The following is a 12,288-nucleotide window of genomic DNA, read 5'->3' as shown; positions in this document are numbered from 1 at the left end:
CCGACGAAACGGCCGCTCAACGGCGAGGGGAACGCCCGACATGCTCACCATCGATCCCGTGGTCAATGCGCTCACGACCCTGCTCGTGACGCTCGATCCGCCCGGCCTCGCGCCGATCTTCCTGGGGCTGACCGTCGGCATGACGCGCCCGCAGCGAAAGCAGGTGGCCCTGCGCGGCTCGCTGATCGCCTTCTGCATCCTCGCGGTCTTCGCCCTGACGGGCTCGGGCGTGCTCTCGCTGCTCGGCATCTCCATCGGCGCCTTCCGCATCGCCGGCGGGCTGCTCCTCTTCTGGATCGCCTTCGAGATGATCTTCGAGCGGCGCAACGAGCGCAAGGAAAAGACCAGCGAGGTGGCGATCACCCGCGACCACATCCACAACATCGCCGTCTTCCCGCTTGCCCTGCCGCTGATCGCCGGCCCCGGCGCCATCTCCGCGACGATCCTGTTGTCGGGCGCCTTTCCTTCCGCGCTGGAGCGCAGCGCCCTCATCGGCGTGCTGGCGCTCTGCATCGGCATCCTTTTCCTGTCGCTGGTGATCGCCGAGCGTATCGACCGCTTCCTCGGCAATACCGGCCGGGCGATCCTTACGCGCCTGCTCGGCGTCATCCTCGCCGCGCTCGCGGTGCAGTTCGTGGTGGACGGCGTGAAGTCGGTCTTCCTCGCCTGAGAACGGCCCGCCGCGCTTACCGCGCGGCAAAAGTCTTCTCGAAAAGGCTCGGAATATCGTGCTGCGAGAAGAGCTTGACGCCGGTTACCGCCGCCAGCGCCGTTGCGCTCGGCGTGAAGCTGGCATTGGTGAGGACGCCGACGGCGTCGACCCCGTAATAGACCTTGCCGGCATGGGCCTCCTGCACGGCCTTGTTGCCGACGGGGCCTCCATAGAGCTTGCATTGCAGGCCGACGCGCTTGCCCTTCTTCTCGGCGATCACGTCCAGTCCCTGGTCGCCGGAGCCGCGCGTCACCTCCGCCTTCCAGCCGTACCGCTTGAGGGCATCGGCCACCCAGTGCTCGAATTCGTGCCCGTCAAGCGGGACCGAGCCGGCATCGAAGCCGGCGGCGACCTGCTCGCGCCTGCGGGTGTTCAGCTGCTCGAAAACCAGCGCCTTCGCATCCTCGAAGGAAAACAGCGCCCCGTCCAGCGCGATGCTGGCGAAGAACTCGGCGAGCGCCTCGCCCCTCATGTCCTGCACGACCATGCCGTAATCGTTCGTGCGGACGGCGCGCGCCAGGTTGCGTTCGAGCGCGCCGCGATGCTGGTCCACCGCATCGATCAGCCTTTGCCGCTCGATGAGACGCCGCCGAGGAAGATTTTCCTGATAGTGCTGCTCTTCGGCCATGAGCCGCATCGCCGCCTCTTGCGCCTTCGCCTTCCTGCGCCGGCGCCACAGCCAGGCTGCGGAAAGAAACGGGCTCAGGAAGACGATGACCATGCCAAGAATGCTCCAGGCCGTCAGCCCGGGCGGCTTGCCCGCCAGCGCACCGACGCTGCCGATCATGCCCCCGAGGAGACAAATCGCCAGCGTGAGCAGGACGAAGCGCAATACCCCCTTCAGCAGCGACAAAACGGCGCCCTCCTCTTCCCGAGGGGCGCCGTGAACCGTCAATCAGATTTGCGCCCCTGAAAATCCCCGGGGTCGAGGATAATCCGCTCAGAAGGGGATGTCATCATCCATATCGCGCGAAAGTTGCGAACCGCCCGAACGGCTTGCGCTGCCGCTGCCGCCGCCGGAAGCCGGCCGCGAACCGTAGTCGTCGTAGTTCTGGCCGCCGCCAAAATTGCTGCTGCCGCCGAAATCGCCGCCCCGCCCCGCGCCGCCGCCTTCGCCGCGACCGTCGAGCATGGTCAGCGTCGAGTTGAAGCCCTGCAGCACGACTTCCGTCGAGTAACGGTCGTTGCCGGTCTGGTCCTGCCACTTGCGGGTCTGCAGCGCGCCCTCGATATAGAGCTTGGCGCCTTTCTTGACGTACTGCTCGACGACCTTGCACAGGCCTTCGTTGAAGACGACGACATTGTGCCATTCGGTCTTCTCGCGGCGCTCGCCGCTGTTGCGGTCGCGCCAGGTCTCGGAGGTGGCGATGCGCAGGTTGGCGATCGGCCGACCGTCCTGCGTGCGCCGGATTTCCGGGTCCGCACCGACGTTCCCGATCAAGATCACCTTGTTGACGCTTCCAGCCATACCCGTACTTCCCGTTGTCGCGCCGGACGAAGGGCGCCCGACATCATTTCACTACACGAATGTGGCATCTTATAAGCTGCCGTCGCCGGGCGCCGCCCCGCGCAAGTGGTAATCCACAGATCAATTGCGAAATTTCGTTCTTTTTTTGTTCTAATAATTCCCTACACTCTTGTCAACCGAATCGGAAACGGGCACGGAATCTTCTGACGGCGCATGGACAGGCCTCCATCAATCCCTACATAGGGGCCGATCCCATTTATGCGCAACGACCTTCGACGCTGGACACAATGAGCGAACTCAAGACAATTTCCATTCGCGGCGCGCGCGAGCACAATCTCAAGGGCATCGACCTCGACCTGCCCCGCAACAAGCTGATCGTCATGACCGGGCTTTCGGGCTCCGGAAAATCGTCGCTCGCCTTCGACACGATCTATGCCGAGGGCCAGCGCCGCTATGTCGAGAGCCTCTCGGCCTATGCGCGCCAGTTCCTGGAGATGATGCAGAAGCCGGACGTCGACCAGATCGACGGCCTGTCGCCCGCCATCTCCATCGAGCAGAAGACGACCTCGAAGAACCCGCGCTCGACCGTCGGCACGGTCACCGAGATCTACGACTACATGCGCCTGCTCTTCGCGCGCGTCGGCGTTCCCTATTCGCCGGCGACGGGCCTGCCCATCGAGAGCCAGACGGTCAGCCAGATGGTCGACCGCGTGCTGGATTTCGGCGAAGGCACGCGCCTCTACATTCTTGCACCCGTCGTGCGCGGCCGCAAGGGCGAGTACAAGAAGGAACTCGCCGAGCTGATGAAGAAGGGCTTCCAGCGCGTCAAGGTCGACGGCCAGTTCTACGAGATCGCCGACGTGCCGGCGCTCGACAAGAAGTACAAGCACGACATCGACGTGGTGGTCGACCGCGTCGTCGTGCGTTCGGACCTCGCCTCGCGCCTCGCCGACAGCATCGAGACCTGCCTCAAGCTCGCCGACGGCCTCGCGATTGCGGAATTCGCCGACAAGCCGCTGCCGGTCGAGGAGACGGCGGCCGGCGGCTCGGCCAACAAGTCGCTGAACGAGACGCACGAGCGCGTGATGTTCTCGGAAAAGTTCGCCTGCCCCGTTTCCGGCTTCACCATTCCGGAGATCGAGCCGCGGCTCTTCTCGTTCAACAACCCCTTCGGCGCCTGCCCGACCTGCGACGGCCTCGGCAGCCAGCAGAAGATCGACCCGGACCTGATCGTGCCGGAAAGCGAGCGGACGCTGCGCGACGGGGCCATTGCCCCGTGGGCGAAGTCGTCCTCGCCCTACTATAACCAGACGCTGGAAGCGCTCGGCGCCGCCTACGGCTTCAAGCTCTCCAACCGCTGGTCGGAATTGTCGCAGGAGGCGCAGGACGCCATTCTCCACGGCACCAGGGAGAAGGTGGAGTTCAACTACAAGGACGGCGCGCGCTCCTACAAGACGGTGAAGACCTTCGAGGGCATCGTGCCGAACCTCGAACGCCGCTGGAAGGAGACGGATTCGGCCTGGTCGCGCGAGGAGATCGAGCGCTACATGTCGGCCGCCCCCTGCCCGGCCTGCAACGGTTTTCGCCTCAAGCCCGAGGCGCTGGCGGTCAAGATCAACAGGCTGCATATCGGCGAAGTCACCAATATGTCGATCCGCGTGGCGCGCGACTGGTTCGACGTGCTGCCGGAGAAGCTGAACGCCAAGCAGAACGAGATCGCCGTCCGCATCCTCAAGGAAATCCGCGAGCGCCTGCGCTTCCTCAACGATGTGGGCCTCGAATATCTCTCGCTCTCGCGCAATTCCGGCACGCTGTCGGGCGGCGAGAGCCAGCGCATCCGCCTCGCCTCGCAGATCGGCTCGGGGCTGACGGGCGTGCTCTACGTGCTGGACGAGCCCTCCATCGGCCTTCACCAGCGCGACAATGCGCGCCTCCTCGATACGCTGCGGCACCTGCGCGACATCGGCAACACGGTGATCGTCGTCGAGCATGACGAGGACGCCATCCTGACGGCGGATTACGTGGTCGACATCGGCCCAGCCGCCGGCATCCATGGCGGAGAAGTCATCGCGCAGGGCGCGCCGCAGGAGATCATCGCCAATCCGAAGTCGCTGACCGGCAAGTACCTCTCCGGCGAGCTTGCGGTCGCCGTTCCGGCGGAACGCCGCAAGCCGAAGAAGAAAAAGGAGATCAAGGTCGTCGGCGCGAAGGCCAACAACCTGAAGAACGTCACCGCATCGATCCCGCTCGGCGTCTTCACGGCGGTGACCGGCGTTTCCGGCGGCGGCAAGTCGACCTTCCTCATCGAGACGCTCTACAAGTCCGCCGCCCGCCGCATCATGGGCGCGCGCGAAATCCCGGCCGAGCACGAGCGCATCGACGGCTTCGAATATATCGACAAGGTCATCGACATCGACCAGTCGCCGATCGGCCGCACGCCGCGCTCGAACCCGGCGACCTATACCGGCGCCTTCACGCCGATCCGCGACTGGTTCGCGGGGCTTCCGGAGGCGAAGGCCCGCGGCTACCAGCCCGGCCGCTTCTCCTTCAACGTCAAGGGCGGGCGCTGCGAGGCGTGCCAGGGCGACGGCGTCATCAAGATCGAGATGCACTTCCTGCCGGACGTCTATGTCACCTGCGACGTTTGCCACGGCAAGCGCTACAACCGCGAGACGCTGGACGTCACCTTCAAGGGCAAGTCGATCGCCGACGTGCTCGACATGACGGTGGAGGAAGGCGTCGAGTTCTTCGCGGCCGTCCCCGCCGTGCGCGACAAGCTCACGACGCTGAACCAGGTGGGCCTCGGCTATATCAAGGTCGGCCAGCAGGCCAACACGCTGTCGGGCGGCGAGGCGCAGCGCGTCAAGCTCGCCAAGGAGCTGTCGAAGCGCTCGACCGGCCGCACGCTCTATATCCTCGACGAGCCGACGACGGGCCTCCACTTCCATGACGTGGCGAAGCTCCTCGAAGTGCTGCACGAACTGGTCAACCAGGGCAATTCGGTGGTCGTCATCGAGCACAATCTGGAGGTCATCAAGACCGCCGACTGGATCATCGACTTCGGCCCCGAAGGCGGCGACGGCGGCGGCGAGGTGATCGCGGAAGGCACGCCCGAGGATGTGGTGAAGGTCGAGCGCTCCTATACCGGCCAGTTCCTGAAGGAGCTCCTGGAGCGCCGGCCGATGAAGCGGGTGGCGGCGGAATGACCGTTCATAAGGGAGGACGATGATGAGTGCATCCGGCGCAATCCGTACCGGCATCGGCGGCTGGACCTTCGAGCCCTGGGAAGGCACGTTCTATCCCGAAAAGCTGCCGAAGAAGCGGCAGCTCGAGTTCGCCAGCCGCGAGCTGACGGCCATCGAGGTCAACGGCACCTATTACGGCTCGCAGAAGCCGGAGACCTTCGCCAAATGGGCCTCCGAAGTGCCGGACGGCTTCATCTTCTCGCTGAAGGCGAGCCGCTTCACGACGAACCGCAAGGTTCTGGCCGAAGGCGGCGAGTCCGTCCAGAAATTCCTGACGCAGGGGATTGCCGAGCTTGGCGATCATCTCGGCCCCATCCTCTGGCAGTTCCCGCCGACGAAGAAATTCGAGCCGGAGGATTTCGAGGGATTCCTGAAGCTGCTGCCGGAAAAGCTCGACGGGCTTTCGCTGAAACACGCGCTGGAAGTGCGCAACGAGACCTTCATGACGCCGGAATTCGCGGCGCTCGCCCGCAAGTACAAGGCGGCCGTCGTCTACGCGCAGCACGAGGACTATCCGGAGATCGCCGACGTGACGGCGGATTTCGTCTATGCCCGCCTGCAGAAGGGCTCGGACGACATCAAGACCTGCTATCCGGAAAAGGCCCTCTCCGAATGGGCCGGCCGTTTCAAGGAATGGGCCGGCGGGGGCGAGCCTTCCGACCTGCCGAAGATCGATCCCGAGACGAAGCCGGCGAAGAAGGCCCGCGACGTCTTCGCCTTCTTCATCACCTCCGGCAAGGTGAACGCGCCCAACGGCGCGCGCGAATTGCAGAAGCGCACCCAGCCGCGATAGCCGGGAAGCCAGCCACGGCGAACCGTTATCCGGCTCGGTCGAAACCGCGCAGCGCGCCGACAAGGTCTTCCGCCGTCATCCCCTCGCCGGCCGCCCTGCCCGCTTCGCCATGGCGCCAGACGGCGCTTGCCGCGGCTTCGAAGGCCGGCATGCCCTGTGCGAGATGCGCGCCGGCGATGCCGGCAAGCACATCGCCGGAGCCTGCCGTCGCCAGCCATGGCGGCGCGTTCGCGTTGACGAGGGCGCGGCCGTCCGGTGCGGCGATCACCGTGTCGGCGCCCTTGAGGATCACGGCCGCATGGCTGCGCGCCGCCGCCTTCTGCGCCCGTTCGATCTTGGAAAGGCCGGCATCCTCCGCAAGATCGGGGAAAAGCCGGGCGAATTCCCCGTCATGCGGCGTCAGCACCAGCCGCGGCTCTTTGCCGGCAAAGAGGCGGAAAAGCGCGTCCGGTTCGTCGCGGAAGGCGCTGATGCCGTCCGCGTCGAGGACGAGGCGGCGGCCACGGCCGGCAATCTCGCGCACATAGGCCTTCGCCTTCCCGAAATCTCCGAAGCCGGGGCCGAGGACGAAGGTCTTCAGCCGCTCGTCGTCGAGCAATACGGCGAGATCGTCCGGCCCGCCGACCGGCTTCAGCATGACGGCGGTGAGATGGGCGGCATTGACGGCAAGCGCTTCGGGCGGCGAAAGGACGGTGACGAGGCCGGCGCCGGCACGCAGCCCCGCGCTGGCCGAAAGCCGCGCCGCGCCCGTCGCCGTTGCGGGGCCGGAGAAGACGGCAAGGTGCCCGCGCACATATTTGTGCGTCGCGCCGGTCTCCACCGGCAGCGCGATGCGCCAGACGGCCGGCGTGTTGACCCGCATATGGCCGGCATGGCCGGCGAGGACGCGGGCGGGAATGCCGATGTCGAAGACCTCCACCTCGCCGCAGAGCGTGCGGCCCGGCAGCAGCAGGTGGCCGGGCTTGCGGCACATGAAGGTGACGGTCGCCGCCGCCGCGAAGGCATCCCCCCGCACCGCTCCCGAGCGCCCGTCGATGCCGGAGGGCAGGTCCACCGCCAGAACGGGCAGCACGCTGTCCCGCACCGCCTCGACGATCCGGACCGCCTCCTCCGGCAGATCGCGCGAAAGGCCCGCACCGAACAGGGCATCGATGACGACATCGCCCGGGCGGGGACCATAGGCCGCAAGCGGCGCGACCGTGCCGTCGAACGCCTTGAAGGCCGTCGCGGCATCGCCCTTCAGGCAGCCGGGATCGCCGAGCGCGTGGACTGCGACCGCGGCCCCGGCCTCCCGCAGCGCGCGGGCGGCGACATAGCCGTCGCCGCCATTGTTTCCGGGCCCGCACAGCACGGCAAAGCGCAGCGCGCCGGGAAAGCGGCGGAGCGCGGCGGCGGCGACCGCCTGCCCCGCCCGCTCCATCAGGCCGTAGCCCGACAATCCCGAGGCCGCCGCGGCGCGGTCGATGCGGCCCATCTCCTCGGGCGTGATGATCAGCGTGTCCAGGTCCTTGTGCATGGCCCAGCATGACCGTATCGGCTCGCGGAACACAAGCCCGCCGTTATTCGCCTGTTTTTTATGCACTTGCATATCCTCTATGCTCAAATATGCGGCTCCGCGGCAGGGAAAAGCAACGAGGCTGCGCATGCCGGCGCCGCAGGAGACATTTTTTAGGCAAATACCGCTGGCCCTTTTGCGCGGAAAGCCGCATCATCGCCGGCGTGAGAGACGGGCAGGACCGGCCGGGAAACGGAATTTCCGCGATCTGGCATGCGTCCTGCTTCGACTTGGCATGCTACGTGCATTGAACTGTGCAGCGGGCGTAAACCTCGCGCAAACGGGAGAAGCGGAGAGACATCTTCTCATGAAAAAGATCGAAGCGATCATCAAGCCTTTCAAACTCGATGAGGTGAAGGAGGCTCTTCAGGAAGTCGGCCTGCAGGGCATCACCGTCACCGAAGCGAAGGGTTTCGGCCGCCAGAAGGGCCATACGGAACTTTACCGCGGTGCCGAATACGTCGTCGACTTCCTGCCCAAGGTGAAGGTCGAGGTCGTGCTGGCGGACGAGAACGCGGAGGCCGTTATCGAGGCGATCCGCAATGCCGCCCAGACCGGCCGCATCGGCGACGGCAAGATCTTTGTCTCCAACGTCGAAGAAGTCATCCGCATCCGCACCGGCGAAACCGGCGTCGACGCCATCTGATCCCGCCTGGCCACCGGCCACGGCGTCCACCTCGTCATCTCACACAGGAACATACCATGACGACTGCCAACGATATCCTCAAGCAAATCAAGGAAAACGACGTAAAGTTCGTTGACCTGCGCTTCACCGACCCGAAGGGCAAGATGCACCACCTGACGATGGACGTCGGCTGCGTCGATGAAGACATGTTCGCCGACGGCGTCATGTTCGACGGCTCCTCGATCGGCGGCTGGAAGGCCATCAACGAATCCGACATGGTGCTGATGCCCGACCCGGCGACCGTCCACATGGACCCGTTCTTCGCCCAGTCCACCATGGTCGTCATGTGCGACATCCTCGACCCGGTCTCCGGCGAAGCCTATAACCGCGACCCGCGCGGCACGGCCAAGAAGGCCGAAGCCTACCTCAAGGCCTCGGGCATCGGCGACACCGTCTATGCCGGCCCGGAACCGGAATTCTTCGTCTTCGACGACGTCAAGTACAAGGCTGACCCGTACAACACCGGATTCAAGCTGGATTCCTCGGAGCTTCCCTCCAACGACGACACCGACTACGAGACCGGCAACCTCGGCCATCGCCCGCGCGTCAAGGGCGGCTATTTCCCGGTTCCCCCGGTCGATTCTTGCCAGGACATGCGCTCGGAGATGCTGACGGTCCTCACAGAGATGGGCGTCACGGTCGAAAAGCAGCACCATGAAGTGGCCGCCGCCCAGCACGAACTCGGCGTCAAGTTCGACACGCTGGTGCGCAGCGCCGACAAGGTGCAGATCTACAAGTACGTCGTGCACCAGGTCGCCAACGCCTACGGCAAGACGGCCACCTTCATGCCGAAGCCGATCTTCGGCGACAACGGCTCGGGCATGCACGTCCACCTGTCGATCTGGAAGGATTCCAAGCCCCAGTTCGCCGGCGACGAATATGCCGGCCTTTCGGAAAGCTGCCTCTACTTCATCGGCGGCATCATCAAGCATGCCAAGGCGATCAACGCCTTCACCAACCCGACGACGAACTCCTACAAGCGTCTCGTCCCGGGCTATGAAGCGCCGGTCCTGCTCGCCTATTCGGCCCGCAACCGCTCGGCGTCGTGCCGCATTCCGTTCGGCACGGGTCCGAAGTCCAAGCGCGTCGAGATCCGCTTCCCCGACCCGCTCGGCAACCCCTATCTCGGCTTCGCATCCATGCTGATGGCCGGCCTCGACGGCATCAAGAACAAGATCCATCCCGGCAAGGCCATGGACAAGGACCTCTACGACCTGCCGCCGAAGGAACTGAAGAAGATCCCGACCGTCTGCGGCTCGCTGCGCGAAGCCCTCGAAAGCCTCGACAAGGACCGTAAGTTCCTGACGGCCGGCGGCGTGTTCGACGACGACCAGATCGACAGCTACATCGAGCTGAAGATGGCCGAAGTCATGCGCTTCGAAATGACGCCGCACCCGGTCGAATTCGACATGTACTACTCCGCCTGATCGGCGCAGTGGATTGATGATACGGAAAACCCGGCCATTGGCCGGGTTTTTTGTTGTCGGGATGTCGGTGGCGCGGTGGGTGGCGTGTGGATCCTCGGGTCAAGCCCGAGGATGACGACAGAAGGGAAGCATGACGGCAAAAGCAGCGATGCCGCATGCCACAATGCCTAACGGACAGGCGACTTCTCTTCCTCTCCGTCATCCTCGGGCTTGACCCGAGGATCCACGCGCCACCTTCCACCCGCGCTACTGTTGCAGCCGTTGCTTGAGCAGGTTGAGGTATTCCTCGTTCGAATCGTCCGCGCCGCCGCCGGCCTTTTCGGCGGGCGCCTTGCAGGCGGGCTTGTAGTCGAGGGCCATGCCGGCCTTTACGCAGACGCCGACCTGCCAGCCGGGCGGCAGCGCCGTCAGGTCCACCGTCTTCCATTTCGGATGGCCGGTCGCCTTCAGCTTGTCGAGGCCGGTGAGGATGAGGCTGGAAAAATCCGCGACCGCCTTGCAGCTCTCGCGGTGATAGGCATTGCGCTTGGTGTCGTAGTCGTAGGTCATCATCACGGCCTTGACCGCGATGAGATCGACCGGCTGGTCCTGGAAGGAATAGGTGCCGGCCTCGATGCGTGAGGGCGTATAGGTTGCGAGCAGCGGCGCCTCGGTGATCGGCACCAGATGGAATTTCGTCTTGTCGATGGCATTGCCGGTGAAAAGCGCGGCCGGCGCGCCGGCGACGTAGAAGAAGGCGTCGATCTCGCCGGAAAGCAGCTTCGGCAGCGCCTCGTCCGGGTTGATGTCGATCCGCTCGCCGGCCTTTACCTGCAGGATATCCATGATCAGCGTGGCGGTGAGGAAGGTGCCGCTGTCCTTCTTGCCGACGGCGATCTTCCGGCCGGCAAGGTCCTTCATGCCGGCGATGTCCTTGCGCGCGAGGACATGGATCTCCTCGTTGTAGAGCGGGAACATGATGCGCACGCCCTTCACGGCCTTCTGCACTTCCGGGTCGTTCGCCTCGAAGGTCTTGAGATATTCCAGCACGTCGCTCTGTACGATGCCGAACTGCGTGTTGCGGCGGTTGCGCACGCCGACGAAGTTTTCGAGCGAGCCGGCGCTTTCGACGACGTTGAGCGTCAGGCCGCAATCGGCGCCGAGCGCGGCGATGTCGCGGCCGATCTGGATATAGGTGCCCTGCGGGCCGCCCGTCATGATGTTGCGCTCGAAGCCTTCGGCCGAGGCGCCGCCCACCGAAAGCGCAAGGCCGAGCGCGGCCGCCAGAACAGATCGCTTCATCGTTGTCTCCTTCCCAAATCCGGCGCCGGCGCCGCTGTAGAACGGACCCCTAGCAGTCGCTGTCGAGGTCCCGCATCAGGTTGCGCAGCGCCAGCACGGGCACGCGCTTGAAGACGCCGCCGAGCGCATTGGTCACGCATTCGCCGGAAACCAGCGTCCGCTCCAGCCGGTCGCGCTGCGTGTCGTTCAGCCGGTCGAGCCCGGGTGTATCCTGCATCGCGCGGGCGACCAGGCCCGCATTGCGCGGATTGCGGCCCTCGGACGGCTTTGCCGTGTCGCGCACCGGCTTTTCGGCGCCGTCGACCGGCCGGCTCGGCTGCGCCGCGCGGCTGGCCGCCTCCAGCGCGGCGACCCGCGTTGTCAGCATGCCGTTTTGCGCCTTGAGCGCGGCGATTTCCTTGTCCTTGCGGGCGATTTCGGCGCGAGCGGCCGGCAGGTCGCCGGTCGTCACCTTCTCCGCCGCGGCCTGCGCCTCGGAGAGCTGGCGCCGCAAGGTATCGGCTTCCGCTTCCAGCCGCTCGGTCTCCGCCGTCTGGGCGGCATTCTCGTCGCTGCGGGCGGCATCCAGCGCCTTTTCCAGCCGGGCGATCTGGTCCGCGCCGAGGGAAAGCCGGCGTTCACGATCGCGCACCGCCTCTTCCGCCCGCGCCTTCAGCGCGTCGGCATCGGCGATGCGCTGGCGGGCAAGCTCCAGTTCGTTCTTCAGGCCCGGAATGGTTTCCTGCGTCAGGCGGGCATATTCGGCCTCGGAAACCGCCGCCTGGGGGTTGGACGCCGCGCTGTCGAACGCCTCGACCCGCTGTTTGAGCGCCGCGTTCTCCTTGAGGAGCGCATCGGCCTTCCGCCCGCTTTCGTCGATCTCCTGGACCCGGGCGTCGAGCTCCTTCGCAAGATCGGCGATGCGCCGGTCGCGCTGTTCGATCTCGCCCGAAGGCGCGCTGTCGCCGGTGAAACGGAATGCGGCATAGCCGGCCGCCCCGCCGAGCGCCAGGCAGACGACGGACGCGAACAGGATGCCGCCCGCGCCGCCCCGGCCTGCCGCCGGCCCGCTGCCGTTTCTACCCCATTGGTTGTTCATGCCATCCGATCCGCCCGAGACGTTTCTTTCGAGATACGCCGAAA

General features: G+C 65.5%; 10 protein-coding genes. 5 read left to right on the top strand and 5 right to left on the bottom strand.

Translation table 11 applies throughout. From position 1 onward, the window contains the following. The first annotated feature begins 40 nt into the window (after positions 1-40). Positions 41-670: a MarC family protein gene (locus ACZ5TO_RS07890; RefSeq protein WP_464800123.1), complete on the top strand. Its 630-nt coding sequence runs from the start codon at positions 41-43 to the stop codon at positions 668-670. 16 nt (positions 671-686) lie between these two features. Here the strand turns inward: ACZ5TO_RS07890 and ACZ5TO_RS07885 are convergent, their stop codons facing one another. Together ACZ5TO_RS07885 and ACZ5TO_RS07880 are read right to left on the bottom strand one after the other, a co-directional pair. Beyond that, positions 687-1,565 (bottom strand): restriction endonuclease, encoded by an 879-nt coding sequence (locus tag ACZ5TO_RS07885; protein WP_464800122.1) that lies wholly within the window; start codon positions 1,563-1,565, stop codon positions 687-689. Positions 1,566-1,652: 87 nt separating this feature from the next. Further along, positions 1,653-2,180 (bottom strand): single-stranded DNA-binding protein, encoded by a 528-nt coding sequence (locus ACZ5TO_RS07880; protein WP_464800121.1) that lies wholly within the window; start codon positions 2,178-2,180, stop codon positions 1,653-1,655. Positions 2,181-2,467: 287 nt separating this feature from the next. Between ACZ5TO_RS07880 and uvrA the strand changes: the two genes are divergently transcribed. Both uvrA and ACZ5TO_RS07870 read left to right on the top strand, forming a co-directional pair. Next, positions 2,468-5,386 carry an excinuclease ABC subunit UvrA gene (gene uvrA / locus ACZ5TO_RS07875; RefSeq protein ID WP_464800120.1) on the top strand — a complete coding sequence of 973 codons (2,919 nt, stop codon included), beginning with the start codon at positions 2,468-2,470 and terminating at the stop codon, positions 5,384-5,386. Between the two features lie 22 nt (positions 5,387-5,408). Further along, entirely contained in the window at positions 5,409-6,218 is an 810-nt protein-coding gene (locus ACZ5TO_RS07870) for a DUF72 domain-containing protein (protein ID WP_464800351.1), read from the top strand. 25 nt (positions 6,219-6,243) lie between these two features. Here ACZ5TO_RS07870 and ACZ5TO_RS07865 read toward each other — a convergent pair whose 3' ends face one another. Continuing rightward, positions 6,244-7,734, bottom strand: a complete 1,491-nt coding sequence (locus ACZ5TO_RS07865) for an NAD(P)H-hydrate dehydratase (RefSeq protein ID WP_464800119.1) — start codon at positions 7,732-7,734, stop codon at positions 6,244-6,246. 346 nt (positions 7,735-8,080) lie between these two features. Between ACZ5TO_RS07865 and ACZ5TO_RS07860 the strand changes: the two genes are divergently transcribed. Together ACZ5TO_RS07860 and glnA are read left to right on the top strand one after the other, a co-directional pair. Next, positions 8,081-8,419, top strand: a complete 339-nt coding sequence (locus ACZ5TO_RS07860) for a P-II family nitrogen regulator (protein WP_003515720.1) — start codon at positions 8,081-8,083, stop codon at positions 8,417-8,419. A gap of 56 nt (positions 8,420-8,475) precedes the next feature. After that, a complete protein-coding gene (gene glnA / locus ACZ5TO_RS07855) occupies positions 8,476-9,885 on the top strand; it encodes a type I glutamate--ammonia ligase (RefSeq protein WP_184141670.1) in 1,410 nt (469 codons plus the stop codon). Positions 9,886-10,131: 246 nt separating this feature from the next. On the opposite strand, the gene ACZ5TO_RS07850 is transcribed toward glnA, so the two are convergent. Both ACZ5TO_RS07850 and ACZ5TO_RS07845 read right to left on the bottom strand, forming a co-directional pair. Beyond that, the gene (locus ACZ5TO_RS07850; protein ID WP_464800118.1) at positions 10,132-11,166 is read right to left on the bottom strand and encodes a TAXI family TRAP transporter solute-binding subunit; all 1,035 of its coding nucleotides are present in this window, start codon (positions 11,164-11,166) and stop codon (positions 10,132-10,134) included. 49 nt (positions 11,167-11,215) lie between these two features. Next, positions 11,216-12,244, bottom strand: a complete 1,029-nt coding sequence (locus ACZ5TO_RS07845) for a hypothetical protein (protein WP_464800117.1) — start codon at positions 12,242-12,244, stop codon at positions 11,216-11,218. Between the last annotated feature and the right edge of the window lie 44 nt (positions 12,245-12,288).

This window comes from Shinella sp. Sh6 (assembly GCF_055392685.1).
This window is presented reverse-complemented; position numbering and strand designations above follow the sequence as displayed.

What these genes read in the sequence shown, in the direction of transcription:
- ACZ5TO_RS07890 (WP_464800123.1), top strand. Translation starts at nt 41, where the DNA reads ATGCTCACCATCGATCCCGTGGTCAATGCGCTCACGACCCTGCTCGTG.
- ACZ5TO_RS07880 (WP_464800121.1), bottom strand. Translation starts at nt 2,180, where the DNA reads ATGGCTGGAAGCGTCAACAAGGTGATCTTGATCGGGAACGTCGGTGCG.
- uvrA (WP_464800120.1), top strand. Translation starts at nt 2,468, where the DNA reads ATGAGCGAACTCAAGACAATTTCCATTCGCGGCGCGCGCGAGCACAAT.
- ACZ5TO_RS07870 (WP_464800351.1), top strand. Translation starts at nt 5,409, where the DNA reads ATGAGTGCATCCGGCGCAATCCGTACCGGCATCGGCGGCTGGACCTTC.
- ACZ5TO_RS07865 (WP_464800119.1), bottom strand. Translation starts at nt 7,734, where the DNA reads ATGCACAAGGACCTGGACACGCTGATCATCACGCCCGAGGAGATGGGC.
- ACZ5TO_RS07860 (WP_003515720.1), top strand. Translation starts at nt 8,081, where the DNA reads ATGAAAAAGATCGAAGCGATCATCAAGCCTTTCAAACTCGATGAGGTG.
- glnA (WP_184141670.1), top strand. Translation starts at nt 8,476, where the DNA reads ATGACGACTGCCAACGATATCCTCAAGCAAATCAAGGAAAACGACGTA.
- ACZ5TO_RS07850 (WP_464800118.1), bottom strand. Translation starts at nt 11,166, where the DNA reads ATGAAGCGATCTGTTCTGGCGGCCGCGCTCGGCCTTGCGCTTTCGGTG.
- ACZ5TO_RS07845 (WP_464800117.1), bottom strand. Translation starts at nt 12,244, where the DNA reads ATGAACAACCAATGGGGTAGAAACGGCAGCGGGCCGGCGGCAGGCCGG.